The sequence below is a fragment of the Allorhizobium undicola ORS 992 = ATCC 700741 genome (assembly GCF_000621665.1).
In the GTDB taxonomy this organism is placed as follows: Bacteria; Pseudomonadota; Alphaproteobacteria; order Rhizobiales; family Rhizobiaceae; genus Allorhizobium; species Allorhizobium undicola.
Genome location: NZ_JHXQ01000006.1, coordinates 154209 through 178664, shown reverse-complemented (window position 1 = coordinate 178664; position 24456 = coordinate 154209). Strand labels below are relative to the sequence as shown.

Below are 24456 nucleotides of genomic sequence, written 5' to 3'. Positions count from 1 at the left end.
TTTCTCCATGAGCGCGGGCAAGCCGGTTGCCCGTTGAAATTGTCTGTCGATCTAGAGCGCGTCCTGTGAGGTAAGGTTCACAGGACGCGCTCTAAGCTTTTGTTTTCCCGCATTTCCGGACGGAAAACCGTGACAACACTTTTCCTGGAAATGCTCTAAAGCCCGAGCGTGTTGGCGATGGTGCAAAGACCTTGGACGCGCACCGTTTTCGCTTTGCTCGAGCATCGAACCTGCGCGACCGTAAAGGGATTTTCGTGTTGTCACTTTGATCGAACGCAAACAGCCAGCGTAAAACATTGCGATTTCGTTTGTCCAAAATGGTCGATGGTCTGTGCCGTTTTGGAGCGAAAATGGTCGAAATCGAAATCACGCATTAGCGAGAACGCAATCTTTGATTGGCGCTTGCGTGAGCCTTCAGTTAGGGTTTGCGAATGGATAGAGCGGTGTCTCGTCTGGTTTATGTTGCTGTCATATAACGTTAATTTTATTTCTCACTGAGTTGGGTCAGGGGGGCGCCTTGCAGTGCCATCGCCTGCTCGTTGCATGGAGTTGCAAATGGCCAGTAAATATCTGCTGAACGCCTTGGGAGAGGCGCTTTATTACAGTGGCAGCCCCACGCATTGGTATTCGGCAACCGGTGTCACGGGTGATATGGCCGGTTCCAGCGGCAACGACGCGATGTATGGCGATGCATCCTATAACGTGACAATGTATGGTGGCACGGGTGATGATATTTACTATCTCTATTCCACCATCAATCACGCCTATGAGTCAGCCAATTCCGGTATCGACACCATCAGTACATGGATGAGCTATACGCTGCCGGATAATTTCGAGAATCTGGTGGTGACGGGCAGCAATCGCTACGCCTACGGCAATAGTCTCGACAATATCATCACTGGCGGCAGTGGTGCCCAGACAATCGACGGGTATGGCGGCGATGATGTGCTGATCGGTGGCGGTGGTGCGGACACCTTTGTCTTTACCGCCGGGCACGGGACGGATCGGATTACGGATTTTGGAAGCGATGATACGATCCGCCTGCTGAATTACGGCCTGACCTCGTTCGATGCGGTGGTTAGCAATATGACGCAGCAAGGCTCTGATGTCTGGCTGGCGCTGGGGAACGGTGAGAGCATCGTTTTCAGTGGCAAGACCATTGCCGACTTCAGCGCCGATCAATTTCAGTTGACGCTGGACAGAACCCATCTGACGGAAACCTTTGCGGATGAATTCGACAGTCTTTCCCTGAATGGAGGCGGACAATCCGGCACCTGGGATCCCGGCTATAGCTGGTTTGCAGAGAATGGCGGCACGCTGGTCGATAACCAGGAAAAGGAATGGTATATCAATCCCTTCTACGCCGGAACGTCTTCCGTCAATCCGTTCTCGGTTTCGGATGGAGTCTTGACGATCACCGCGGCTCACGCCTCGTCGGCCATACAAAGCGAGATCAACGGATACGAATATACGTCCGGTATGTTATCGACCTATTCCACCTTTTCCCAAACCTATGGCTATTTTGAAATGCGGGCCGATGTGCCTGACGATCAGGGGGCGTGGCCAGCCTTCTGGCTGCTGCCTGCCGATGGCAGCTGGCCGCCGGAACTGGATGTGATGGAAATGCGCGGACAGGATCAGGGGAGCGTCATTGTCAGCGCCCACACCATGGAAACCGGTACGAAGACGACGCTCTCCACGGCGGTGGCGGCCAGCACCGATGGCTATCATACCTATGGTCTGCTCTGGACGGCAGACAAGATCACCTGGTACATCGATGATGTCGCCGTCTATCAGATCGATACGCCGGACGATATGCATCAGGCCATGTACATGATCGTCAATCTCGCTGTGGGCGGCATGGCGGGAAGCCCGGACAGCGATTTCGATGACGGCTCGCAATTGAAGATCGACTACATCCATGCCTATTCGCTGGATGGTACGACAACGGCCTCCACCAGTTCCAGCGATACATTGCTTTAGTGGTTATCGGGTATGCATTTTCAACGTGGATTTGACGCGCAGTATAATAGGAAAAGTCCCGACGCATGGAGCATCGGGATCAATATCAGGCTATTGTCCGGGAAAGGCGGAGTTTTTATTGCGCTGGCTGGCTGGCGAGGGTTTCGCCTTCATCGCTATCCAGCGGTCTGCCAGCCAGAGCGGCCTTGAAGCGCTCCACGTCCAGTTCGTTCTCCCAGCGGGCGACCACGACGGTTGCAACCGCATTGCCAACGAAATTGGTAAGCGCGCGGCATTCCGACATGAAGCGGTCGATGCCGAGAATAAGCGCCATGCCGGCCACCGGGACGGACGGAACCACCGAAAGCGTTGCCGCAAGGGTTATGAAGCCAGCACCGGTAATGCCTGCGGCACCTTTTGAGCTGAGCATGGCAACGAGCAGCAGAAGTATCTGATCGCCCAGCGACAGATGAATATCCGTTGCCTGGGCAATGAACAGCGCTGCCAGCGTCATATAGATATTGGTGCCGTCCAGATTGAAGGAATAGCCTGTGGGAATGACGAGGCCGACAACCGAACGTTTGCAGCCTGCCCGTTCCATCTTCGCCATCAGACCAGGCAATGCGGCCTCGGAGGATGAGGTGCCAAGAACCAGCAGCAATTCCTCCTTGATGTATCGGATAAGCGAAAGGATCGAGAAGCCGTTGTAGCGGGCAACGGCGCCCAGCACGACCAGCACGAACAACAGCGAGGTGACGTAGAATGTGGCGATGAGCGCTGCCAGATTGGCAACCGAACCAATGCCATATTTGCCGATCGTGAAGGCCATGGCGCCAAAAGCGCCAATGGGGGCGGCCTTCATGAGAATGCCGACCAGCTTGAAGACCGGCGCGGTCAGGGACTGTAGGAAGTCAACGACGGGGCGTCCGGCATCGCCGACAATGGCGAGAGAAATTCCGAAAAGTACGGAGAAGAACAGGACCTGAAGAATATCACCCTGCGCGAAGGCTCCGACGATGGTATCCGGGATGATGTTCATCAAAAAGCCGGTGATGGTGGAGTCGTGGGCTTTCTGGGCGTAGGCGGCCACGGCCTTGCCGTCCAGCGTCGCCGGGTCGATATGCATCCCGCTGCCGGGCTGCACGACATTGGACACGACCATGCCGACCACTAGGGCGAGCGTTGAAAAGACCAGAAAGTAGATCATCGCCTTGCCAGCGACACGGCCAACCTTCTTGAGATCGCTCATTCCGGCAATGCCGGTGGCGACCGTCAGGAAGATAACCGGGGCAATAATCATTTTCACGAGCTTGATGAAAGCATCGCCCAGCGGCTTCAGCGCCTCACCCGTGGAAGGGTAGAAATGGCCGAGCAGAACGCCGGCAATGATTGCCACGATGACCTGAAAATAAAGGTGGCGATAAAAGGGGAGCTTGCCGCCGGTTGGGGCGGTGGCTTGGGAAATGTGCATTGGACCCTCCTTGTTCCCAACCAGCAGAGGCTGGCCTCCCGGGAACTTATGGTTTGCTGATATGTTCTTCCGCTGTTGGGATAGCAAAGGCTGTGCCAAATTCGACGTTTGAGTAGTGCTTTGATGTAAAACGAAAAAATTGATCCGACGTTGGTGATTTTCACTTCATCGTGCGAAAATCCGCACATATTCCTTGCTTTTTGTGCGGAGGAGTGCTCAGGGTGCCCTTCTAAAAATCCTGGAGAAGACCATGGGGAAGCGGGCGGACAAGGTTCCAGGCCGCATGAAGCGCTGGGGTGCTTTCGGTTTTGCCGTGCTTATGGTTTTGGGCTTAGGCTTTTGGGTCGTCGGGCTTTATGCGCGCCATGTCGCGCTTTCGCAGTTAAGCGGACAGTCTCACGCCGACGCAAGTCTCAAGGTCGCTCTCTTGCGGGCGGTGCTGGAGCGGCCGCGCTCGCTGCCCTTGTTGTTATCGGAAGACCAGCAGGTGGTCGATGCCCTGACTGGACGCGATGCTGGGGCCATTGAACGGCTGAACGACAAGCTTGAACGGCTCGTTACAGGCACGAGCGCTTCCGTTCTCTATGTCATAAATGCGCGTGGCGTGGCGATTGCCTCAAGCAACTGGCGTGAGCCACTGAGCTTTGTGGGCGCGGATTATGGTTTCCGGGAATATTTCCGAGGGGCAGTCCAATTCGGTGCGGCAGAACATTTTGCCCTGGGCAATGTCAGCAAACGTCCGGGCCTTTACATTTCCCGCCGCGTTGGCCCGGCAGCCGCCCCTCTGGGCGTGGTGGTGGTCAAGGCCGAGTTCGACCAGCTTGAGGCGGATTGGCGGGAAGCCACACGCTTTGCATTCGTGACGGACAGCGCAGGCGTTGTGCTGATCTCGAGCGTTCCGGCCTGGCGGTTCATGACGCTTGCGCCACTGCCAAAGGCCGATATGGCAGCAATCCGCGACAGCTTGCAGTTTGGCGATGCGCCGTTGCAACCGCTGCCGATCAATCATGTCGAGGCGCTTGGGCCGGATGCATGGCTTGTTCATTCCGTCGTGCCGGGCGATAGGGCAGGGGAATATTTGCATCTCGCGCTTGATGTGCCTTCCACGCCGTGGAAATTGAGTTATCTGGTTCCCACGGAGCCCGCAATCAGTTCGGCGGCGCGCGAATGGCGCCTTCTTGCCTTTTTTATCGCCCTGCCGGTGTTTTCCATCTTCGGGGTCTATCTTTGGCGCAGACAAGCCGCCCTCGCGCGGATTTACAGGGCTGAAGCTGACCGGCAGGAACTCGAGCGGCGTGTAGACGAGCGCACCCGCGACCTGTCGCAGGCCCATGACAGGCTGCAAGATGAAATGGCCGGACGCCGTGAAACGGAAGCCCGACTACAGGTGGTGCAGCAGGAACTGGTGCAGGCAAACCGCCTTGCCATTCTGGGGCAGGTGGCCGCAGGCGTGGCGCATGAGATCAATCAGCCCTTGGCCACCATTCGCGCCTATGCCGAGAACGCCCTGGTGTTTCTGGAGAGGCAGCAGCAACAACCTGTTCAGGATAATCTGGGCGCCATCGCCCGGCTGACGGCGCGGATCGGAACCATCACCGATGAGTTGAAGGCCTTTGCCCGCAAGGGGCGCACGTCGCCAGAGCCAGTTTTGCTGGTGGAGGCAATAGACGGAGCAATCGTCCTGCTTCGCAGCCGCTTTTCGGGCCATCTCGATGCCTTGTCGGTCGATGAGATTCCGGCTGGGCTTGTGGTTCAGGCAAATCGCATCCGGCTGGAGCAGGTGTTGATCAATCTTTTCCAGAATGCACTTGAGGCACTGGAAGGGCAGGGCGATGGCTATGTGAAGGTTTCAGCCCTTCCCCAAGGAAACGAAGTGGCCATTACGGTTCGTGACAACGGTCCGGGCATTGCGCCTGAAATTCTGCCCAATCTCTTTCACCCCTTCAATACGTCCAAGGATAAGGGCCTGGGCTTGGGGCTGGTGATTTCCAAGGACATCATTGCCGATTACGGCGGACGGATGGATGTTGACAGCAGTCCGGCGGGCACATGTTTCACTATTTTTCTGCAAAGGGTGCCGCAATGAGCAAGCCTGCTTCCATCGTGCTGATCGACAATGATCGCGATTTGCTGATGGCCACAAGGCAGACGCTGGAACTGGCCGGATTTACAGTGGAAGCCTTTGACAATCCGCTGGAAGCGCTGAAGAGGATAAATGCGGATTTCGAGGGCGTCATCGTCACGGATATTCGGATGCCTCACCTTGATGGGCATGAGCTTTTCGCACGGGTGCGGGCAATGGATGGCGAGCTTCCGGTCATTCTCGTTACCGGACATGGCGATATTGCCATGGCGGTCGATGCGATGAAAAGCGGCGCTTATGATTTCATTACCAAGCCGTTTTCCACGGAACGGCTGGTGCAGACCGTGCAGCGGGCAGCCGGAATGCGACGGCTCGTCATGGAAAACCGCGCATTGCGGCAAGCCGCCCATTCGGCACAGGATGGGCTTCCCTTGATCGGCCAGACGCCGGCCATGGAGCGCCTGCGGCGCACCCTGCGCCAGATTGCCGATACGGATGTGGATGTTCTGATCGTCGGTGAAACCGGCAGCGGCAAGGAGGTGGTGGCAAGCCTGTTGCATCAATGGAGCCGCCGGGCGAAGGGGCATTTCGTGGCGCTGAATTGCGGGACCTTGCCGGACAGCATGATCGAGAGCGAATTGTTCGGCCATGAGGCGGGCGCCTTTACCGGCGCGCAGAAAAAGCGGGTCGGGCGCATCGAGCATTCCAGTGGCGGCACGCTTTTCCTCGATGAAATCGAGAGTATGCCGCTTTCGACTCAGGTGCAGATGCTGCGGGTGCTGGAAATGCGGGAAGTTACCCCACTTGGCACCAATGAAGTGAGGCCGGTGGATTTGCGCATTGTCGCCGCCGCCAAGATCGATCTTGGCAATCCCAGGGAGCGTGGGGATTTTCGTGAGGATCTTTATTATCGCCTGAACGTGGTGACGCTTGCCATCCCGCCGGTGCGGGAGAGAAAGGCCGATATTCCGCTGCTGTTTGCCCATTTCGCCCAACGGGCGGCCGAACGGTTTCGCCGAGAAGTCCCGGCGATGACGCCCGCCCTTGAGCGGCATCTGCTTGACCATGATTGGCCGGGCAATGTGCGGGAATTATCGCATTTTGCCGAACGTGCCGTCTTGGGCCTGCATGTGGCGGAGAATGAGGCGGTTGTGGCTGAAGCGGCGAGCTTTGACGATCTGTCCTTGCCGGAGCGGGTGGACATGTTTGAGGCCGAGACAATCCGCCAGACGCTCAGCCGGTTTGACGGAGACGTGCGCCAGACGCTGGAGGCATTGAAGATTCCCCGCAAGACCTTCTACGACAAGCTACAGCGTTACGGCATTGTACGAAAGGAGTTCAGCCCGGGCGGAGAGGTGTCTTGATCACTGCGGATATATTGGGGTGTCCTAGTATAGATATAGAATAATAATGTATAAAATACCGCATATTTAAGTTGCAAAATATTGGAATTCCGCCTTGACACGCGAGGGGATTGCGGCCAGTCTCTTCATAAATTAGTTACCAGTCGTAAGACGACTTCGCAAAATCATCTGGAAAACTGGGGAGGAGACCAGGATGATGCTGACGACGAACCGGCGTAGCGTGCTGAAGGGGGCCGCCGCCGCATTGGCCCTTGCCGTGCCAGGAATTGGCCATGCAGAGTCAGAAACGCGCCTTCGTTTCTTGTGGTGGGGGTCCAAGGAGCGGTCCGATCGGACATTTGCCGCCATCAATGCCTATCAGGGCAAGAATAGTGCCGTTAAAATAGACGGGGAATCCTTTGGATGGGATAATTACTGGACCCGGCTTGCAACGCAGACGGCGGGTGGCAATGCGCCCGATCTGATCCAGATGGATTACCGCTATATTTTCGAATATGCGCGCAGAAATTCTTTGCTCGATCTGACCCCGCAACTGGGAGAGCAGCTGGCGATCAACGATTTCGGTACGGCCAATATTGAATCCGGCAAGGTCGATGGCAAGTTTTATGGCGTTAATCTTGGCGTCAATTCCTCGGTGATGATTTTCAACCGTACGGCCTGGGAAGAGGCAGGGGTCGAGCCGCTTTCCCGAGACATGAACTGGGATCAGTTCGCAGCCGCCTGCACCAAGCTTTCCGAAGCGAAAAAGCGCCGGGCGTTTTATGGAACCCAGGATGGCAGCGGCTCTGAAACCACGCTCGAATGCTGGCTGCGCCAAAAGGGCAAGGTGCTTTATACCAATGGCGGCGAAATTGGCTTTACCACGCAGGACTTGACCGACTGGTTCAAGATGTGGGCCGAAATGCGCAAATCGAAGGCTTGTGTGCCGCCGGATGCGCAGGCGCTTGACCAGTTGACCATTGAAACCAGCATGGTTGCGCTGGGCAAGGCGGCGATAACCTTCGCGCATTCCAACCAGTTTATCGGGCATCAGGCCATCAACAAGGAAAAGCTTGGTCTCATCAACTATCCCGGCCTGCCGGGCGGAAAGCCGGGGCAATATCTCAAGCCCTCCATGATGGTTTCGCTGTCGTCGCAGACGAAAAACCCGGATGCTGCCACGGCCTTCATCAACTTCCTTGTCCAGAGTCCGGATGCTGCAAAGGTACTGGGCGTGGAACGCGGCGTGCCGGCTTCCGAAGCCATGCGCAAGAGCCTTGAAGGCAGCCTGAGTGAAAACGAGCAGCAGGTCGTCAGCTATATCGCCGATTTGACGCCAAAGGTTGGCAGCCTGCCGCCGCCGCCGCCGAACGGGGCAGGCGAAAACATGCTGTTACTGAAAAAAATCGCCGAGGAAGTTGCCTTTGGCAAGACCAAGGTGGAGGACGGCGCGGCCAAATTTACCGAACAGGCTGCCGCCAATATAAAGCGAGGCTAATTTCGTGGCCACAAGCAGACATGAACAGGCCGGCGTCGTTGACGCCGGCAGCGTTTCCTCATTGCCTCCGCCCAGCGCCTGGCGGCAAAGCTTGCCGGGCTATCTTTTCCTTGCGCCGTGGCTTGTCGGCTTTATCGGCCTGACACTTGGACCTGCAATCGTTTCACTTTATCTTTCGCTGACGGATTACAATCTCCTTCAATCTCCCCGCTTTGTGGGGCTCGCCAATTACGTGCGGATCGCGGCGGAAGACGATAAATTTGCAACGTCGCTGAGGGTCACGCTGGTTTATGTGGTGCTTTCCGTGCCGCTGAAACTTGCATTTGCGCTGCTGGTGGCGCTGCTGCTCAATCGCGGCATCCGTGGACTGCCGGTTTACCGGGCTATTTTTTACCTCCCTTCACTGCTTGGGGCGAGCGTTGCCATCTCCATTCTCTGGCGGCAATTGTTCGACGGCGACGGCTTGGTCAACATCGTGTTGTGGAACCTGTTCGGTATCGAAGGACCAAGCTGGATCTCCAATCCGGATTACGCGCTCTACACGCTGGTTGTGCTGGCGATCTGGCAGTTCGGGTCGCCGATGATCATTTTTCTTGCCGGTTTGCGGCAGATCCCGACGGATCTTTACGAGGCCGCCAATCTCGATGGCGCCTCGAAAATCCGGTGTTTTTTCAAGATTACCCTGCCGCTGCTTACACCGGTGATATTCTTCAATGCCGTGGTGCAAACCATCGATGCCTTCAAGGCCTTCACCCCGGCCTACATCATTTCCTCCGGGACGGGCGGGCCAATCGATTCCACGCTGTTTTACACGCTCTATCTGTTTCAGGAGGCCTTTGGCTATTTTCGCATGGGCTATGCGGCGGCGCTCGCCTGGATCCTGGTGATTATCATTGCCTTTTTCACAGCCTTCTCCTTCCTTACCTCACGTTACTGGGTGCATTACGATGAATAGAGCCTCGCAACACAAGGCTGGCCCGACGTTTTCGGGGCAGTTGGGGCCGGGCAAAGCGGCTGGGGCTGCGGATACTGCGCCGGAGGAAGGGCGTCGCTGGTATCTGTCGCTTCTTATTCACATTGGCCTGCTCGGCGCCTCCTTCCTCATGCTCTATCCCTTGCTGTGGATGCTGGCGGGCTCGCTGAAAGACCAGAGCGAAATCTTCGGACAAGCCAGTCTCCTGCCGCAAAAGTGGGATTTCAGCGCCTATGCCCGCGGCTGGAGCGGAATGACCATCTCTTTCGGCACCTATTTCTGGAATTCGCTGGTTATCGCCGTGCTGTCGGTCGTCGGCAATGTCGTTTCCTGCTCGCTTGCGGCCTTTGCTTTTGCCCGGCTGCATTTTCGGGGCCGCAATCTCTGGTTTGCGCTGATGCTCGGCACGCTGATGCTGCCCTATCACGTGACTCTGATCCCGCAATATGTGCTGTTTCTGCACCTTGGCTGGGTCAACACGATCCTGCCGCTGGTGGTGCCGAAGTTTCTTGCGGTGGATGCGTTTTTCATCTTCCTGATGGTGCAGTTTTTCCGCGGTATCCCGCGGGAGCTGGATGAGGCCGCGATGATGGATGGATGCAGCGCCTGGCGCATCTACAGCCGCATCATGCTGCCCCTATCGCTGCCGGTTCTGGCAACGGCGGCGATCTTTTCCTTCATCTGGACGTGGGACGATTTCTTCGGGCCGCTGATTTATCTCAGCGATTCAGGCTCTTACACGGTCCAGCTCGGCCTCAGATCCTTTGTGGACTCCACCGGCAACTCCGACTGGAGCGGGCTGTTTGCCATGTCCAATCTCTCTCTTGTCCCGGTTTTCGTCATATTCCTCTTTTTCCAGCGGCTGCTGATCGAGGGAATAGCCACGGCCGGTTTGAAACGTTGAACAGGACGACCAATGAGTAATCTTCGCTTTGCTGTTATTGGAATAGACCACGATCATATTTTCGGGCAGGTGCAATCGGTGCTGAAGGCGGGCGCAGTGCTTGCCGGTTTTCATGCGGAAGACAATGCCTTGAGCCGCCGCTTTGCCGAGCTTTATCCTGACGCGCGCCGAGTGGAAGACCGGCGGCGACTGCTGGAAGACGAGAGTATCGCGCTCATCGTCAGCGCGGCAGTTCCCGCCGACCGCGCTGCCATTGCCATCGAGGCCATGCGTCATGGCAAGGATGTGATGGTCGATAAGCCCGGCGTCACCAGCTTCAGCCAGCTTGAGGAGGTGCGGAAGGTTCAGGCTGAAACGCAGCGCATTTTTTCCATCTGCTATTCCGAGCATTTCGAGACGGGCTCCACCGTCCGTGCGGGCGAGCTGGTGAAAGCGGGCGCCATCGGTAAGGTGATCCACACGACCGGAATCGGACCGCACAGATTGCGCAAGCTGGAGCGACCCGGCTGGTTTTTCGAACGGCAAAGATATGGCGGCATTCTGTGCGACATTGCCTCGCATCAATGCGAGCAATTCCTGTTTTTCACCGATAGTCTCGATGCCGAGGTGCTGTCGGCAACGGTGGCCAATCGTGCCAATGCCGATAAGCCTGGCTTGCAGGATTATGGCGATATTCATCTGCGAACGGGTTCTGCAACCGGCTATATACGGGTTGACTGGTTCACGCCGGACGGGTTGCCGGTGTGGGGCGATGGACGCCTGTTCATTCTTGGTACGGAAGGTACGATCGAACTGCGCAAATACATCGATGTGGAAGGCCGCCCAGGCAAGGACCATCTCTTCCTGAGCGATCGAAACGGCACCCGCTATATGGATTGTACGGATGTGGAGCTGCCGTATGGGCGGCAATTGCTGGCCGATATTCGCGATCGCACGCAAACCGCAATGCCCCAGTCCCGTTGCTTCAAGGCGATGGAGCTTGCGCTGATGGCACAGAAGCTGGCCGAACAAAAGCTGGGAGGCTGAGCGCATCATGCAGAAAATCATGAAGGTCGCGCTTGTCGGTCTGGGTATCGGCCAGGCGCATTTTGAGCGTGGCTATGCTCAGAACCGCGATATTTTCGAGGTCGCAGTCCTGTGCGATCTGAACAGGCGACGGCTGGCCGAATGTGCGGAACGCTTCGGCATTGCGCGCACCACGACCTCTTTCGAAGAGGTGCTGGCCATGGAGGATATTGACGTCATCGACATCGTCACGCCGCCGATGGAGCATAGGGAAATGATCCTGAAGGCGCTGGAAAGGGGCAAGCATGTGATCTGCGAAAAGCCGCTGGTCGGCTCGCTTGCCGATCTGGACATCGTGCAGGCCGCGGAACAGCGCTCTTCTGCCCGGTTGATGCCGATCTATCAATATCGCTTTGGCGATGGTGTGCAGAAGGTCAAAAGGATCATCGAGGCGGGACTGGCCGGCAAACCCTATATCGCGACCGTGGAAACCCATTGGCGGCGCGAGGCCGACTATTACGCTGTTGACTGGCGTGGCAAATGGGCCACCGAACTTGGCGGCGTGCTGATGACCCACGCCATTCACCAGCACGATATGTTGACCTTTCTGATGGGGTCCGTGGCACGGCTTTTTGGTCGCACCGCAACCCGTGTCAATGCAATCGAGGTGGAAGATTGCGTCAGCGCCAGTCTCGTGATGCAAAATGGCGCGCTGGTGACATTGAGCGCCACGCTTGGTTGCACGGAAGAAATCAGCCGCGTGCGGCTATGCTTTGAGAATGTCACTTTCGAAAGCAATCACGAAGCCTATAATCCGGGCCAGGATCCGTGGAGAATTTTGCCTGCAAGCCCTGAAACCGGCGAGAAGATCGCAGCCTTGCTGGCAGACTGGCAGCCGATCGGAAATCGTTATATCGGGCAGTTCCGGGCGTTTCACGCGGCGGTGCAGAGTGGCGCGCCGCTGCCGGTGACAACGGAAGATGCGCGCCGGTCGCTTGAACTTGTGACAGCCTTTTATCACTCCTCCCATTCCGGGGAGGATGTCGAACTGCCGCTTGATCCATCTCATCCCCGCTATGGCAACTGGAGGCTTGCATGAACATCAACCCTGCTGCTGCGAACCGGAGGGAAACTGGCATGGCAACACGCATCGTGCTGGATAAGGTTGTCAAGCGCTACGGCGAATTGCAGGTGGTTCATGGTATCGATCTCACCATCGAGCCGGGTGAGTTTGCCGTGTTTGTCGGGCCGTCCGGCTGCGGCAAATCGACCTTGCTCAGAATGATTGCCGGTCTCGAAGGCATTTCCGGCGGGTCGCTCTTTCTGGACGACCAGCGCATGAACAACGTGCCCGCCTCCAAGCGCGGCATTGCCATGGTTTTCCAGTCCTACGCGCTCTACCCGCATATGAGCGTTTACAAGAACCTCGCCTTCGGTCTTGAAACGGCCGGGATGAAAAAGGCCGAGATCGAACCGCGCGTGGCGCGGGCCGCAGAAATATTGAAGATAGAGGCCCTGCTGCAACGCAAGCCGAAACAATTGTCCGGCGGTCAGCGCCAGCGTGTCGCCATTGGCCGCGCCATTGTTCGCGAACCGAATATCTTTCTCTTCGATGAACCGCTCTCAAACCTCGATGCCGAATTGCGCGTGCAGATGCGTGTGGAAATATCAAAGTTGCATCAACGGCTTGGCAATACCATGATCTATGTGACGCATGATCAGGTGGAAGCCATGACCATGGCTGACAAGATCGTTGTGCTAAACGGTGGACGTATCGAGCAGGTGGGCGCGCCGCTCGACCTCTATAATCGCCCGGCCAATAAATTCGTTGCCGGTTTTATCGGGTCTCCGCGCATGAATTTCATGGAAGGACACATCAATGCGGGGGAAAACGGGCGGTTGATGCTGACCATTGGCGATACGGTTATGACCTTGCCGCAGGCTATCTCGAACCTGCGCCCCGGCACGAGCGTTACCTTTGGTGCAAGGCCGGAGCATATTACCATCGGGCAATCCGGTCTGGCTTTGGGTGAGGCGCGGGTTGACCTTGTCGAGCAGCTTGGCGGACAGACCATCCTTTATATGACAACGCTTTCCGGTCAGCCGCTGGCGGTTTCCCTTCAGGACCAGCAGCCTATACGGGCGGGAGAGCGGCTGCCGCTGTGTATTGATCCGGCGCGGGCGCATCTCTTCTCAGCAGACGGGCGGCGGCTGGAGGGTTAGAGCCTGACTCGAAAAGGTTTCAACGACATCCGTATTTTGCCAAGCGTCTTTTCAGGATCCGGATGTGGGCTATCATGATCCAGGCTTTGGCTGATGCGATTGATTTCTCCCAATCCTTGGCCAATCGTCGATATTTGCTAAGCCATGCGAAGGAGAGGCAACGCATTCACGATCTCGCAAAGATCGGTGCTGCGCGGCCTGCCGAACCGCCTTGGCGCAGTGGGCAAGGGGAGATGAAGCCCCCTGATCCGCCAGATCGCTTGCATACCGCGTGCCAAGCCGGTCATGTTGCCGGTGGGTGAAATCAGTCCAAACCATTGTGGCCTCTGTTCGTCCTATGCAACAAACAGAATTACAAGCTTCTGATTTCGATTAAGTTTTCGGTCAGGCCCTATTGTTTCTGCTGTCATCGTCCCTTCGGTTGGATAATCAAAATCGAAGCGTCAAATCCGTTCACTCTCCAGCCTCGACACTTCTTTCAACTTTAGCTCTCCGCCAGCGACGTTGATCGAATGGAAACATAACGTAATCGCGCGCGGTAAGCGGCTCGGGTTGGTCTCTGAGGCCAACTTCCGGCCACTCATCCTTCTTGGGCCAGTATGCGGTCAAAAAAATCGTATCCCAGATGGTAGTGAAGAACCCGTAGTTTCGGCGACGGTGATGCGGTTCCATCGAATGGTGAATCCGGTGAAACTTATTGTCCCCAATGATGTATCGAAGCGGCCCAAGAGTGATGCGGGTGCTAGAGTGTGAAAAATGGGCCTGAAAGGTAATGAGTGTCATGGCAACGATAGGCACCACCAAGCCAGATTCAAAGCGGATCAGCGTAAGTGGTAGTGCTACGAATGTTGCATAAACGAGCGGTTCGGAAACGTGGTGATGGCAATTCCATGCCGTCAATTCGCGGATCGAATGGTGCGTGGCGTGCAGGCGCCAGAGGAATGGAATAGCATGTTGCGCCCGGTGCATCCAGTAGTAAAAGAAGTCGCCGACGATTGCGACCAATAGCCCTGAAAGCACAGCCAAACCATTTCCAATGATGACATTGTCAGAGTGAAGCAACGTGCCGAAATTTAACGTAATGAGTGGCTTTATGCCCAGCCAATCCAAGCTCACAGCGTAGAAGTGCCAGATAAAGGCGCCGCATCCGAGACGAATAACCCAATTTCGCACCCCGCGAACATATGAGGCGAAACTATAACGGTAGGCTGGAAAGATAAATTCCAGCGCTGCGCAAATAGTAGCGAAGATCAAAACCAGCTCAAACGATTTTACGAAGATCTGGGCGATCTGATTGAGATCGAGAACGTGCATTTGTTTGCTCCAAGGAATCTTTCAAATGCGACAATCTGAGGTCGCGGCGGCTCTCGTCAACGCGGCCCGATAAATTCGAGTCGTCACACGGATCGATATCCGCGCGAATTGCATATAGCCAATCATGCAAATTCCTTTTCAGCGGGATCCAAACGGTGATCCTTCTCCAGAATAGCGGACATCGCGGGAACATGCTGTGCGGCATTTTTACAGATCGGTAAAATCAATTGTTTGGATCAAATCCATCCATGTTGCAAATAACGGATCCCAGGGATTGGAAGAGGCGGGTACCAATTATCTCTTTTGTCAGATCGTCTTTGGGGGCTGCCTCTGAATGCTTTGCTATACACCGTGATGATTATTCCCTCTGCATTGATGGATGCAGCCATGTGCCCGAGGGTTACTTGTTTGAAGGTCGTCTGCCTATTGTCGAAAGTCGGACAAAAGTCTCAGAAAAAGTGAAGGGAACTGGACAAAAACACCTGAAAAACTAAAGCGTGTCGCGATCTTTCAGATTCGTTCTTGACGCTTTAAGTCATTGTTTTGTTGCATGTCGTTATCGCAAAACCGCTGCGCATTTTTGCGCGACATGTTTTAGCTCTTTCCATTGGTATGGCGCTTGCTTCTTGCACCGCGACGTTATGCAGCAACGGAGCCTTCAATGTCCGCACCGATGAGTTCGCTTGAGAACCTGACCAGCACGACAACCACGACCCAACGGTTCGCGAGCGAGAAGTCCGGTGCTTGCGTCTCCTCATCCTGCGGTTCGACCGCAAAGCTGAATGACATTGACGGCGCTGTCTGGGAGAAGATTAAAAACCATCCCTGTTACTCAGAAGAAGCGCACCACTATTTCGCGCGCATGCACGTCGCGGTCGCACCAGCCTGCAATATTCAGTGCAATTACTGCAATCGTAAATATGATTGCGCCAATGAAAGTCGACCCGGCGTGGTATCGGAAAAGTTGACGCCGGACCAGGCGCTGCGAAAGGTCATTGCGGTCGCCAATCAAGTCCCGCAGCTTTCCGTGCTCGGCATCGCCGGACCGGGTGATGCCTGTTATGACTGGAAGAAAACAAAAGCAACATTTGAACTAGTAGCCCGGGAAATACCCGATATCAAGCTGTGCCTTTCAACCAACGGTCTAGCGCTGCCGGACCATGTCGGCGAGCTTGCCGATTTGAATGTTGATCACGTAACGATCACTATCAATATGGTCGATCCGGAAGTTGGCGCTAAGATATACCCTTGGATTTTTTATGATCGCCGCCGCTTCGTCGGGCTGGAGGCTGCCAAAATCCTGCATGACCGGCAGATGCTAGGTCTGGAGATGCTGACGGCACGGGGCATCCTCACGAAGATCAACTCGGTAATGATCCCAGGCGTCAATGACGAACATCTAGTTGAGGTCAATAGATGGGTAAAGGAGCGCGGTGCCTTTCTGCACAACGTGATGCCACTGATTTCCGATCCGGCTCATGGTACCTATTACGGCTCGACAGGGCAGCGCGGCCCGCGAGCGGTCGAACTAAAGGCTCTTCAAGATAGGCTCGACCGGAGCATCAGGTTGATGCGGCACTGCCGGCAGTGCCGTGCCGATGCGGTGGGGCTGCTCGGAGAGGATCGTGGCCAGGAATTTACCCTCGATCAGATTCCCGATGAGGTGAGTTACGACGCCAGCAAGCGCGAAAGCTATCGGGAGGTGGTCGCGCGCGAGCAAGGCGATCGCTTGGAGGCAAAAAGCCAGGCGATCGGAGTTGTCAAGGCGGCAGGTTCTGGCGGATCTCTTCTCGTCGCCGTTGCAACGAAGGGCGGCGGCCGGATCAACGAACACTTCGGCCATGCGAAAGAATTCCAGATTTATGAAGCCTCCGCGAGCGGAATCAACTTTATTGGACATCGCAAGGTGGAGCAGTATTGCCGCGGCGGCTGGGGCAAGGAGTCCGCGCTTAAGAGCGCTATTATTGCGCTTGAGGGAGTAGATCTCGTTTTGTGCGCTAAAATCGGAGATTGTCCCAAAGACCAGCTCGCGGAAGCTGGAGTCCGAGTAGTGGACGATTATGGCTCTAACTACATCGAGACGGCCATAAGTGCGCTTTACGCCGCAAAATTTAGGGCCGCACCGTTGGCGGCCACGGTCTGCACCAAGGCTGGAAGATGATAGAGCATTTCCAGCAAAAGTGTAATCGGTTTTGCGTCCGGAAATGCGTCGAAACAAGGAGTTAGAGCATTGCCGGTGAACTCGTGTTCACCGGGAGTGCTCTAGAGCATTTCCAGCAAAAGTGTAATCGGTTTTGCGTCCGGAAATGCGTCGAAACAAGGAGTTAGAGCATTGCAGGTGAACTCGTGTTCACCGGAAGTGCTCTAGACCATTTTCAGCAAAAGTGTAGTCGGTTTTGCGTCAAGAAATGAATCATCCAAGGAGTTAGAGCATCGGGCCGAAAAGTGGGAACCGGTTTTCAGGAAATTCCAATGCGCAAACAAGAAAGGAGAGCGTCGTGACGATTCCAGTTTTTAGTCCGGCGCTCCAGGGCGAATGGCCACACCCCTTAGCGCATCCACGCCTTGAAGGAGCTTCGAATATCACAACTGCGCCAGGGGTTGGGGTATTCGAAAAGAGTATAGCAAGGTCATTTTCCATGACCCTTGGTACAAGCCCCGTCATCCAACAAGCCAGGAGTTGAAAATGGCCTTTAGGATCATCGCATCGCAATGCACCCAGTGCGGTGCCTGTGAATTCGAATGTCCCTCCAGGGCGATCAAGTTCAAGGGAGAGGTCTATGTAATCGATCCGGAAAAGTGTACCGAATGCAAGGGAGAATACGAATTGCAACAATGTGCATCCGTATGTCCGGTACCAAAGACCTGCGTTCCCGTGTGACTGCGCTCGGTTTGCCGTCACTGTGGGGTGCCTTCCGGACCGGCCTTGGGCTTCTCTATCGACGTTCAAGGGCGAATGTCTACGTGTCCTCATTGTTTTGACGCATGTCCACACGCAAAACCGAACCCACTTTTTCTGGAAATACTCTAGAGCATAATCCACCGGAGTGAAACGAGGATCGACAAGATTATGCTTCGAAAAGAAAAGGTTAGAGTGCCGATCTGATTCAATCAGATCGAAAAGCGCTCTAATACCAAGGCTCGACGATGCTAACGAATCCTCGCCTTGAAGGGATTTAGAATATCTCAACTGTGTCAAGGGCTTGAGGTATTCGAAAAGGGAATACCAAGGGAAGGAATGGGATGAGCTTTTTACGCGACCAGGAAGTGGAGATCCGCAAGCCCCCACGGTTCATGCCGGGTGAGCGGGTCCGAGCTATGCGCCACATAAAAAACGACGGCACCTATCCCGGTACACCTATTGGCGCGAATTTGGTGAGGAAAGGCGAGGAGGGTTACGTGCGCGACGTAGGTACGTTTCTCCAGCAATTTTACATCTATGCCGTCGAATGGATCGATCGTGGTGCCGTGGTCGGCATGCGCGCGCGTGAACTGAGGAGTGTCCAGGAAGGCCACTGTCCTCAACGAAGGGATAGCGCAATGAAAGTAATGATCCGCAGAACCGGCGCCGGGTTGTCGGCCTATGTTCCCAAGAAGGATCTCGAAGAGCCAATCATCAAGATCGAGAATAAAGATCTTTGGGGTGGCGCTGTAACGCTCAAGAACGGCTGGCGTATCGCCTTGCCTGACCTGCCGCGCGATACGCGTTTGCCGATTACCGTCGAGGCCAAAAGAATTTTTATCGAGGACTGATGCCGTAGATGATAGGGGGCACCGACGTTATCGTCCCCTATCGTGATCTGGGTTCGAGCCTTCGGGGGATCTGGATCTGCTCAGGCATACGAGCGCACGGTTTCGTGCTCCAATCAAGACTCCACTGGTGGATTTCACCGACATGGCACGGGGCTTGCTGCACCGGCCTGTCGGACGAGGTCGAGAAGCAACGCTTTACATAAGGGAGCAATATCGATGACCATTGGAAAAAAGGTTCCATTTGTTACCTTTCGCACGCGTGTTCGCGATAGCTCTATCGCGGGCCCCAATCCACATCGGTGGGAAAATAAGACATCGAGCGACTATTTCAGCGGAAAGCGGGTTATTTTATTTTCGCTGCCGGGTGCTTTCACCCCAACCTGCTCCACCTATCAACTGCCCGATTTCGAGGACCTTTATACCGAGTTCCTTAAAGAGCACATCGACGAAATCTATTGTCTTTCGGTCAATGATGCATTTGTCATGAACGCCTGGAGCAGGGCCCACGGGCTAACAAAGGTTAAACTCATTCCCGACGGCTCGGGCGAATTCACACGCAAAATGGGCATGCTGGTCGCCAAGGATAATTTTGGGTTTGGCATGCGCTCGTGGCGCTACGCTGCGATAATCAATGATGGCGTGGTGGAACAGTGGTTCGAGGAAGAAGGCTTTTCCGACAACTGCGAAATCGACCCTTATGGCATCACGTCACCGCAAAACGTCCTTGAAAGACTGAAGGGCCAGGCCGTCGCATGATCTGGAGGGACTATCGTTTCAAAATTGCCACTCTGCATGTCTCAATATGTCGCGCGACAGGAGTTTCTTCATGGAGTCCTTTGTAGGCATTCTTCAGCGTCAGCAGCAATCGTTCGTGATGACGCCCGCACTCATCGCGTCGATCCGCCTGCTGCAACTGGCGCACGCCGAACTACATCAGTTCATCGACCAGGAAATAGAGAAGAATCCATTCCTGGAACTGGCGTCGGACGATAATGTAACCAATAGCGATCTATCGTCGGTTCCGGGGGGAAATCCAAATATCTGCGCGCGAGAACCCGGCGCAAATGGGCCGAGGGGCGAGGCCTCGGAGCTTCTCGGGCAATGGAAGTCGATCCGCGACACAGACAGCGCCGCCGCAAGCGAAAGACCCGGCTTCGAAGAGTTTGCTGCCTCAACGGAAACATTGCACGATCATGTCGCTCGTCAGATCGCCCTTACTGCCTTCACTCCACAGGAGCGGCTAATCGCTGGCGAGTTTGCAGATCATCTGGAAGATACCGGCTATATTCATGTAGACATCTTGGAAATGGCCGGTAGACTGAATGCCCAAGAGGCTGATGTAGGGCGAGTTCTTAAAACCTTGCAGCTTTTTGATCCACCAGGCATTTTCGCTCGAACCCTCAGCGAATGCCTGGAGATACAGTTGCGTCAGCGGGACCGGTTTGACCCGGCAATGGCAGCCTTGGTCGCCAATCTTGATATGCTGGCGCAGCGCGACTTTCAGGCTTTGATGCGCCATTGCGGAGTGGACGAAGAAGACCTGCTCGACATGTTGCATGAAGTCCGCACACTTGATCCCAAGCCCGGAAACCGATACCAATCCGGAGGCCCGAACTATATCATACCCGATGTGTGGGTTCTGCCTTCGCCTGGAGGGGGATGGCAAATCGAGCTCAATCCGGATACGCTTCCCAAAGTCTTGATCAACCAGACCTATTTTGCCGAAGTCTCTCGCCTGACGGCAGACAATTCAGAAGATCAGGCATTCCTTAACGCGTGCCTCCAGAACGCAAGCTGGCTGGTTCGCAGCCTCGATCAGCGAGCTAAAACGATACTCAAGGTAGCGACTGAAATCGTCCGCCAGCAGGATGTGTTTCTTGAGCATGGCATCGCCCATCTTCGCCCGCTCAACCTTAAGACCGTCGCGGAAGCGATTGACATGCACGAGTCGACCGTCAGTCGAGTAACATCGAACAAGTACATGCTCACTCCTCGCGGAGTTTTTGAACTGAAGTATTTTTTCACAGTCGGAATTGCCTCCACTCAAGGCGGCGAAACGCATTCCGCTGAAGCTGTCCGCCATCGCCTCAAGGCTATTATCAGCGCAGAAACAGAAGGTTCAGTGCTTTCAGACGATGAAATCGTCACTCGACTGAAGGAAACCGACATCAGCATTGCGCGCCGCACCGTGACAAAGTATCGGGAGGCGATGAACATTCCTAACTCCGTACAGCGACGCCGCGAAAATTGGGTGCGGCTTCAATTGCGGTCGAAGGCTTAATTATACCAAGGCTCGAAGATGCTACAGCGCCGTGCGTTTTATCAAACGCACGGCGCTGTAGCACTTTAAGTGTGCTGGATAATTTTTATCTTAAGTCGATTCTGATTTAAGTAAATATGCAGTAAATAACCTTTGACTTGAAGAAACTTATAACACATCAACTGTGTTATTTTCTTGATGTATTCCTAAATGAATGCCAAGGATCATTTTCAATGACCATTGGTATAAGAGCGTTGTCCCGAAAAAAGTGTAGTGACGGTTTTCCGTCTGAAAATGCGATAATGTAAAAGCTTGGGGCGCGTCCGGTGAATATTTGTTCACCGGCGCGCTCTAGAGATAGAGAATTTCTAGCAAAGTTGTATTCGGTTTTGCGCCTGGAAATGCTCTATTATTCCTCTGAGCCGAAGCAACTCTTGAATTCGTTGCATTCCTGGCAACTCGGCGCGACACAGAGTGAAAAGCCTTCAGCCTCGCAAAGCTTGTGGTATAGATATTTCTTCCATTTCATGTTATTTGTATTTCCTGCCGCCAGCCTCGGGAAATGCGTGGCAAGCAGGCGACTGAGTTCAGACCGATCGACGAGGCCGAGTTCCTGCCAGAGATGGCCATCGCGCAAGGCGCGGCGGGCAATGATCTTGGCGAAGCGGGCGCTCTTGGGGTCGGCGGGGCGAGCATCTTTCAGTAGCAGACGCCGCAGAAGTTGTTCTTCCATGCCTTGCTCGGCGTCGTTCCATTCTTCCATGCAGAAGCCATGAATGAAGCTTGTGGGTAAAATACAAGAGAGAATATCCAGCAACTCGGCGCGCGAAAGGCCTGTTGCCTCGGTCGCCGTTGCCTCGCCGGCCTCCACTTCTTCGAGCGCACGCCAAAGAACGCAGGCAAGCACATGTTCATCGAAATCCCACTCGAAGTCCCTTCGCGGCCATCCACTGGTGCTGGACGATTGTGAGTGTCTTCGCTCACTGGGCTGATAGCATATTTGCGTGCCCCGGATCATTCCCTTTCGCGAAAAAATGCGCACCTGACGTTGATCTGACATGCTGCTTGTCCTTTCATTCTCAGTGATGGCGATTTATCCTAAGGTGCGAAGATGCTAACGCATCCTCGCCTTGAAGGGATTTCGAATATCTCAACTGCGGCAGAGGCTTGATCATAACGAATACTCTAGAGCAATTCCGGTGAACACGGGTTCACCTGCATTGCTCTAACGTCTTGTTTCGGCGCACCTCATTCGGATGCTTCCAGTGTTTCGAAGTGAAACGGGGCGCGAACGCCGGTAGAAAAGCGCTCAGCTGCATTGAGAGCGATCGTCAACCTTTCGTGAGGCGGAGAATGGGGCGATGCGAACAGCGCGCCGAGTGCTACTTGTTGGCCGCATCCACAGGCGTCGAAGCCACAGGCAGGTTCGCCGACCTGATAGTCCATGTCGATCTTGAACAGTCGCCCGGCATAGCCGACGAGGAAGGTACCACCGCGTTCGACTTCGTTTTGGCGCTGTGCGAAGCCTCCATCTTGCAGGCATCGACGGAGCGCGTTCACGAACTCGGTGACCATAAATACGTAGACATCAGTTTCGATATGCCTTTCTGGCGGCTTAAAGGAATGCGCCAACAACTGCCCCATTCTAAAAGAGGTGGTAAAACCGAAGATAAAGTTTTGATTGCGGAAGACCTTGCGATCTGCTCGGACGGTAAGTGATTGGCCAGATGCACCGGCACTATCGCCGCCAATGTGAACTGACCCGTTGTTGACTAAACCGACAATGCACGTCATCTTTCATCATCCCCTTAAAGTGCGCATCCAGTTGTCTGGATGTCGATTATTGGCCGAGACTCCAACCAGGCGGTACCGCCTGCGCTTGCCTCGGAGTGAGAGGCAAGGACCATACCAGTTGGGTTCGCGCCCGGAGGGCATGAAAATCTTCGCAGAGACTATTACATTCGGAGCGATCCTGGAAAAATGAGATGCGGTACTTCTGTCTCTTGAATCTGCTCCCAATATCTTCACCGTGTGCGCTCTAAATTGCTTCAGTGCACCGAAGAGGCGAATATCTCTGATCTTCAGTCGTTCCACTTTCTCGAAGTCTTCGCCTGATCAACTTCCAATTTGAACTGGCGGTATCGAACTTGTCCGCGTCAATGTGCAGGGAAACGAGTGTTTCCAATCATTCGACGAGCGACATTTTCGGACTGGTCCGGTCGATAAGGGTGTCGTACGTGACAAGCTGCGAACCTATACGGGACGCTTCCTGAACTAGCATTTCCCGCAGCCAAAGGCTGCCCGCATCATTATTGTTAACTGCAGGCCATTGAATGGCCTCGGTGAACGGCAGGCTTTGTGGCAGCGGTAGCTCGGTGATGTGCAGCGGTATTGTCTTTGTCAAATGCTGCGCCAGGCGTAGGGGCATGGTCCCTATCCGCTCCGTGTCCAACAGCATGGGCGGAATCATACTGTACCCGTGTACGACGACATCAATCCGCCTCTTTCGAGCAAGTCCCACTAGATACGGTTCCTCAAGACCCAGCCTCAGTGTATCGCCAAACTGAACCACAACATGCCCCATCGACATGTATCTCTCGAATGTCAGTGGCCGTAACAGCCGCTTGTTTGAGCGACAGCCGACACACACATGCACATCCTCAAACAATTTCGTTCGAGGATGTGCGTCCGACATGAAGATCTCCGGGAGAATGAGAAGATCGACTTCACCGCGCCGGAGTAGGTCCTCGTTGTCGTCGCTGGGTGGCCTGAATTCGAAGCTGACGCCGGGAGCTTCACGCGCTGCACGCTCCACGATCCTTTCAAAAAACACGAGCGTCACGTAGTCAGAAAGGATGATCCTGAAGCGACGATCTGATTGGACCGGATCAAACGGCTTCGAGGAAATGATCGAGAGCTGAACGTGCATCAGAGTCTCGCGGACAGCTGGGGCAAGCCTTTCCGCACGCGGCGTAGGGATAAATTCACGACCAGCCATCGTAAAGAGATCATCTCGAAAGTAGGTGCGCAAGCGCCCGACCGCCGCACTCATGGCCGACTGACTGAGATTGATGCTGCGTGCCGCTGCCGTGAGATTACGCTCAGTCATCAGGGCGTCGAGCGCGACGAGAAGGTTTAGATCGAGGCCTTTGAAACGCATATTTCTCTATCCATAGCGTGGATGCTTTACTATCCAGACTTAACAGCATTCTTCAGTGATAATATAAATTGAAATTTTCACAGCAGGAGCCCCAGCCTGGATACTTTTCTTCGCAAATTGCATATCCAACTGGATTTTGAACATGCAGCGTCGGATTAATAACACGCTTTACTTGAAAAATGCGATCGGCCCAACCTCGCATGGCGCGGCTTTCTTCACGAGAACGACCTGCCTTTTCGTCATCGCGCGCCGGTAGCTCGATTTGTTCGGTCAAGAGTTTCTGCCGGTGAACCCCAGTGCATCACAGACGGCGATAACGAACAGCTAGTTCCTTTGACTCGGTTGCGAATTTCATCTGCGAAGTAGACGCCCGCCGGCCGCATCCAACGGCTGAACGAGACAGACACGGACGAGGAGAAGTCAAAGCACCATCCGCGATCATTTGGTATGTGGAGGTTAAAGTATGTCGCGCAAAAGTGTGCAGCGGTTTTGCGATAACGACATGCG

The 24456-nt window shown here is 54.8% G+C and carries 19 protein-coding genes and 3 pseudogenes; 15 read left to right on the top strand and 7 right to left on the bottom strand.

Features of this window, described 5'->3' with window-relative positions; genetic code table 11:
- Positions 1-555 precede the first annotated feature (555 nt).
- The gene (gene eglC / locus T424_RS0109205) at positions 556-1983 is read left to right on the top strand and encodes an endo-1,3-1,4-beta-glycanase EglC (RefSeq protein WP_037067175.1); all 1428 of its coding nucleotides are present in this window, start codon (positions 556-558) and stop codon (positions 1981-1983) included.
- A 115-nt stretch (positions 1984-2098) separates the two neighbouring features.
- Here eglC and T424_RS0109200 read toward each other — a convergent pair whose 3' ends face one another.
- A complete protein-coding gene (locus T424_RS0109200; protein WP_027487464.1) occupies positions 2099-3433 on the bottom strand; it encodes a dicarboxylate/amino acid:cation symporter in 1335 nt (444 codons plus the stop codon).
- Between the two features lie 250 nt (positions 3434-3683).
- Here T424_RS0109200 and T424_RS20625 point away from each other — a divergent pair, with 250 nt between their 5' ends.
- The 8 genes from T424_RS20625 to T424_RS0109160 all read left to right on the top strand — a co-directional run bounded on the left by T424_RS20625 (position 3684) and on the right by T424_RS0109160 (position 13462).
- Positions 3684-5519: an ATP-binding protein gene (locus T424_RS20625; RefSeq protein ID WP_084268454.1), complete on the top strand. Its 1836-nt coding sequence runs from the start codon at positions 3684-3686 to the stop codon at positions 5517-5519.
- The gene (locus T424_RS0109190) at positions 5516-6880 is read left to right on the top strand and encodes a sigma-54-dependent transcriptional regulator (protein WP_027487463.1); all 1365 of its coding nucleotides are present in this window, start codon (positions 5516-5518) and stop codon (positions 6878-6880) included. Before T424_RS20625 ends, T424_RS0109190 begins: the two co-directional genes overlap by 4 nt.
- Positions 6881-7073: 193 nt before the next feature.
- Positions 7074-8357: an ABC transporter substrate-binding protein gene (locus T424_RS0109185; protein WP_027487462.1), complete on the top strand. Its 1284-nt coding sequence runs from the start codon at positions 7074-7076 to the stop codon at positions 8355-8357.
- A gap of 61 nt (positions 8358-8418) precedes the next feature.
- The gene (locus tag T424_RS0109180) at positions 8419-9312 is read left to right on the top strand and encodes a carbohydrate ABC transporter permease (protein WP_027487461.1); all 894 of its coding nucleotides are present in this window, start codon (positions 8419-8421) and stop codon (positions 9310-9312) included.
- 148 nt (positions 9313-9460) lie between these two features.
- The gene (locus T424_RS0109175; protein WP_245269502.1) at positions 9461-10234 is read left to right on the top strand and encodes a carbohydrate ABC transporter permease; all 774 of its coding nucleotides are present in this window, start codon (positions 9461-9463) and stop codon (positions 10232-10234) included.
- 12 nt (positions 10235-10246) lie between these two features.
- Positions 10247-11260, top strand: coding sequence for a Gfo/Idh/MocA family protein (locus T424_RS0109170; protein WP_027487459.1), 1014 nt, complete (start codon positions 10247-10249; stop codon positions 11258-11260).
- A 7-nt stretch (positions 11261-11267) separates the two neighbouring features.
- Positions 11268-12338 carry a Gfo/Idh/MocA family protein gene (locus T424_RS0109165; protein ID WP_027487458.1) on the top strand — a complete coding sequence of 357 codons (1071 nt, stop codon included), beginning with the start codon at positions 11268-11270 and terminating at the stop codon, positions 12336-12338.
- 38 nt (positions 12339-12376) lie between these two features.
- On the top strand, positions 12377-13462 hold the full coding sequence (locus tag T424_RS0109160; RefSeq protein ID WP_027487457.1) for an ABC transporter ATP-binding protein: 1086 nt from the start codon (positions 12377-12379) through the stop codon (positions 13460-13462).
- A 19-nt stretch (positions 13463-13481) separates the two neighbouring features.
- On the opposite strand, the pseudogene T424_RS22945 reads toward T424_RS0109160, so the two are convergent.
- Both T424_RS22945 and T424_RS0109150 read right to left on the bottom strand, forming a co-directional pair.
- Positions 13482-13616: pseudogene (locus tag T424_RS22945) on the bottom strand (IS5/IS1182 family transposase); the annotation flags it as partial.
- A 299-nt stretch (positions 13617-13915) separates the two neighbouring features.
- Positions 13916-14776 carry a sterol desaturase family protein gene (locus T424_RS0109150; RefSeq protein WP_027487455.1) on the bottom strand — a complete coding sequence of 287 codons (861 nt, stop codon included), beginning with the start codon at positions 14774-14776 and terminating at the stop codon, positions 13916-13918.
- Between the two features lie 661 nt (positions 14777-15437).
- Between T424_RS0109150 and nifB the strand changes: the two genes are divergently transcribed.
- The 6 genes and pseudogenes from nifB (at position 15438) to rpoN (ending at position 20810) form a co-directional block, all read left to right on the top strand.
- Entirely contained in the window at positions 15438-16937 is a 1500-nt protein-coding gene (gene nifB / locus T424_RS0109145) for a nitrogenase cofactor biosynthesis protein NifB (protein WP_027487454.1), read from the top strand.
- Positions 16938-17375: 438 nt separating this feature from the next.
- Positions 17376-17657 (top strand): annotated as a pseudogene (locus T424_RS22035) (4Fe-4S dicluster domain-containing protein); the annotation flags it as partial.
- Between the two features lie 362 nt (positions 17658-18019).
- Positions 18020-18214 (top strand): annotated as a pseudogene (locus T424_RS23235) (nitrogen fixation protein NifZ); the annotation flags it as partial.
- 102 nt (positions 18215-18316) lie between these two features.
- On the top strand, positions 18317-18529 hold the full coding sequence (nifT, locus tag T424_RS22030) for a putative nitrogen fixation protein NifT (protein ID WP_084268450.1): 213 nt from the start codon (positions 18317-18319) through the stop codon (positions 18527-18529).
- A 216-nt stretch (positions 18530-18745) separates the two neighbouring features.
- Positions 18746-19285 carry a peroxiredoxin gene (locus T424_RS0109135; RefSeq protein ID WP_027487453.1) on the top strand — a complete coding sequence of 180 codons (540 nt, stop codon included), beginning with the start codon at positions 18746-18748 and terminating at the stop codon, positions 19283-19285.
- 70 nt (positions 19286-19355) lie between these two features.
- Positions 19356-20810, top strand: a complete 1455-nt coding sequence (gene rpoN / locus T424_RS20615) for an RNA polymerase factor sigma-54 (RefSeq protein WP_051558898.1) — start codon at positions 19356-19358, stop codon at positions 20808-20810.
- A 388-nt stretch (positions 20811-21198) separates the two neighbouring features.
- On the opposite strand, the gene T424_RS0109125 is transcribed toward rpoN, so the two are convergent.
- The 4 genes from T424_RS0109125 to T424_RS22510 all read right to left on the bottom strand — a co-directional run bounded on the left by T424_RS0109125 (position 21199) and on the right by T424_RS22510 (position 24223).
- Positions 21199-21807: a nitrogen fixation protein NifQ gene (locus tag T424_RS0109125; RefSeq protein WP_051558897.1), complete on the bottom strand. Its 609-nt coding sequence runs from the start codon at positions 21805-21807 to the stop codon at positions 21199-21201.
- Between the two features lie 230 nt (positions 21808-22037).
- The gene (locus T424_RS22025) at positions 22038-22583 is read right to left on the bottom strand and encodes a hypothetical protein (protein WP_084268449.1); all 546 of its coding nucleotides are present in this window, start codon (positions 22581-22583) and stop codon (positions 22038-22040) included.
- Positions 22584-22974: 391 nt separating this feature from the next.
- A complete protein-coding gene (locus T424_RS0109115) occupies positions 22975-23949 on the bottom strand; it encodes a LysR family transcriptional regulator (protein WP_027487450.1) in 975 nt (324 codons plus the stop codon).
- A 52-nt stretch (positions 23950-24001) separates the two neighbouring features.
- Complete coding sequence (locus T424_RS22510) at positions 24002-24223, bottom strand: hypothetical protein (RefSeq protein ID WP_154664860.1); 222 nt, start codon at positions 24221-24223, stop codon at positions 24002-24004.
- Positions 24224-24456 lie beyond the last annotated feature (233 nt).

Bases quoted from the DNA above. Each gene is read 5' to 3' on its own strand.
- eglC (WP_037067175.1), top strand. From the start codon at position 556: ATGGCCAGTAAATATCTGCTGAACGCCTTGGGAGAGGCGCTTTATTAC.
- T424_RS0109200 (WP_027487464.1), bottom strand. From the start codon at position 3,433: ATGCACATTTCCCAAGCCACCGCCCCAACCGGCGGCAAGCTCCCCTTT.
- T424_RS20625 (WP_084268454.1), top strand. From the start codon at position 3,684: ATGGGGAAGCGGGCGGACAAGGTTCCAGGCCGCATGAAGCGCTGGGGT.
- T424_RS0109190 (WP_027487463.1), top strand. From the start codon at position 5,516: ATGAGCAAGCCTGCTTCCATCGTGCTGATCGACAATGATCGCGATTTG.
- T424_RS0109185 (WP_027487462.1), top strand. From the start codon at position 7,074: ATGATGCTGACGACGAACCGGCGTAGCGTGCTGAAGGGGGCCGCCGCC.
- T424_RS0109175 (WP_245269502.1), top strand. From the start codon at position 9,461: ATGCTCTATCCCTTGCTGTGGATGCTGGCGGGCTCGCTGAAAGACCAG.
- T424_RS0109170 (WP_027487459.1), top strand. From the start codon at position 10,247: ATGAGTAATCTTCGCTTTGCTGTTATTGGAATAGACCACGATCATATT.
- T424_RS0109165 (WP_027487458.1), top strand. From the start codon at position 11,268: ATGCAGAAAATCATGAAGGTCGCGCTTGTCGGTCTGGGTATCGGCCAG.
- T424_RS0109160 (WP_027487457.1), top strand. From the start codon at position 12,377: ATGGCAACACGCATCGTGCTGGATAAGGTTGTCAAGCGCTACGGCGAA.
- T424_RS0109150 (WP_027487455.1), bottom strand. From the start codon at position 14,776: ATGCACGTTCTCGATCTCAATCAGATCGCCCAGATCTTCGTAAAATCG.
- nifB (WP_027487454.1), top strand. From the start codon at position 15,438: ATGTCCGCACCGATGAGTTCGCTTGAGAACCTGACCAGCACGACAACC.
- nifT (WP_084268450.1), top strand. From the start codon at position 18,317: ATGAAAGTAATGATCCGCAGAACCGGCGCCGGGTTGTCGGCCTATGTT.
- T424_RS0109135 (WP_027487453.1), top strand. From the start codon at position 18,746: ATGACCATTGGAAAAAAGGTTCCATTTGTTACCTTTCGCACGCGTGTT.
- rpoN (WP_051558898.1), top strand. From the start codon at position 19,356: ATGGAGTCCTTTGTAGGCATTCTTCAGCGTCAGCAGCAATCGTTCGTG.
- T424_RS0109125 (WP_051558897.1), bottom strand. From the start codon at position 21,807: ATGATCCGGGGCACGCAAATATGCTATCAGCCCAGTGAGCGAAGACAC.
- T424_RS22025 (WP_084268449.1), bottom strand. From the start codon at position 22,583: ATGACGTGCATTGTCGGTTTAGTCAACAACGGGTCAGTTCACATTGGC.
- T424_RS0109115 (WP_027487450.1), bottom strand. From the start codon at position 23,949: ATGCGTTTCAAAGGCCTCGATCTAAACCTTCTCGTCGCGCTCGACGCC.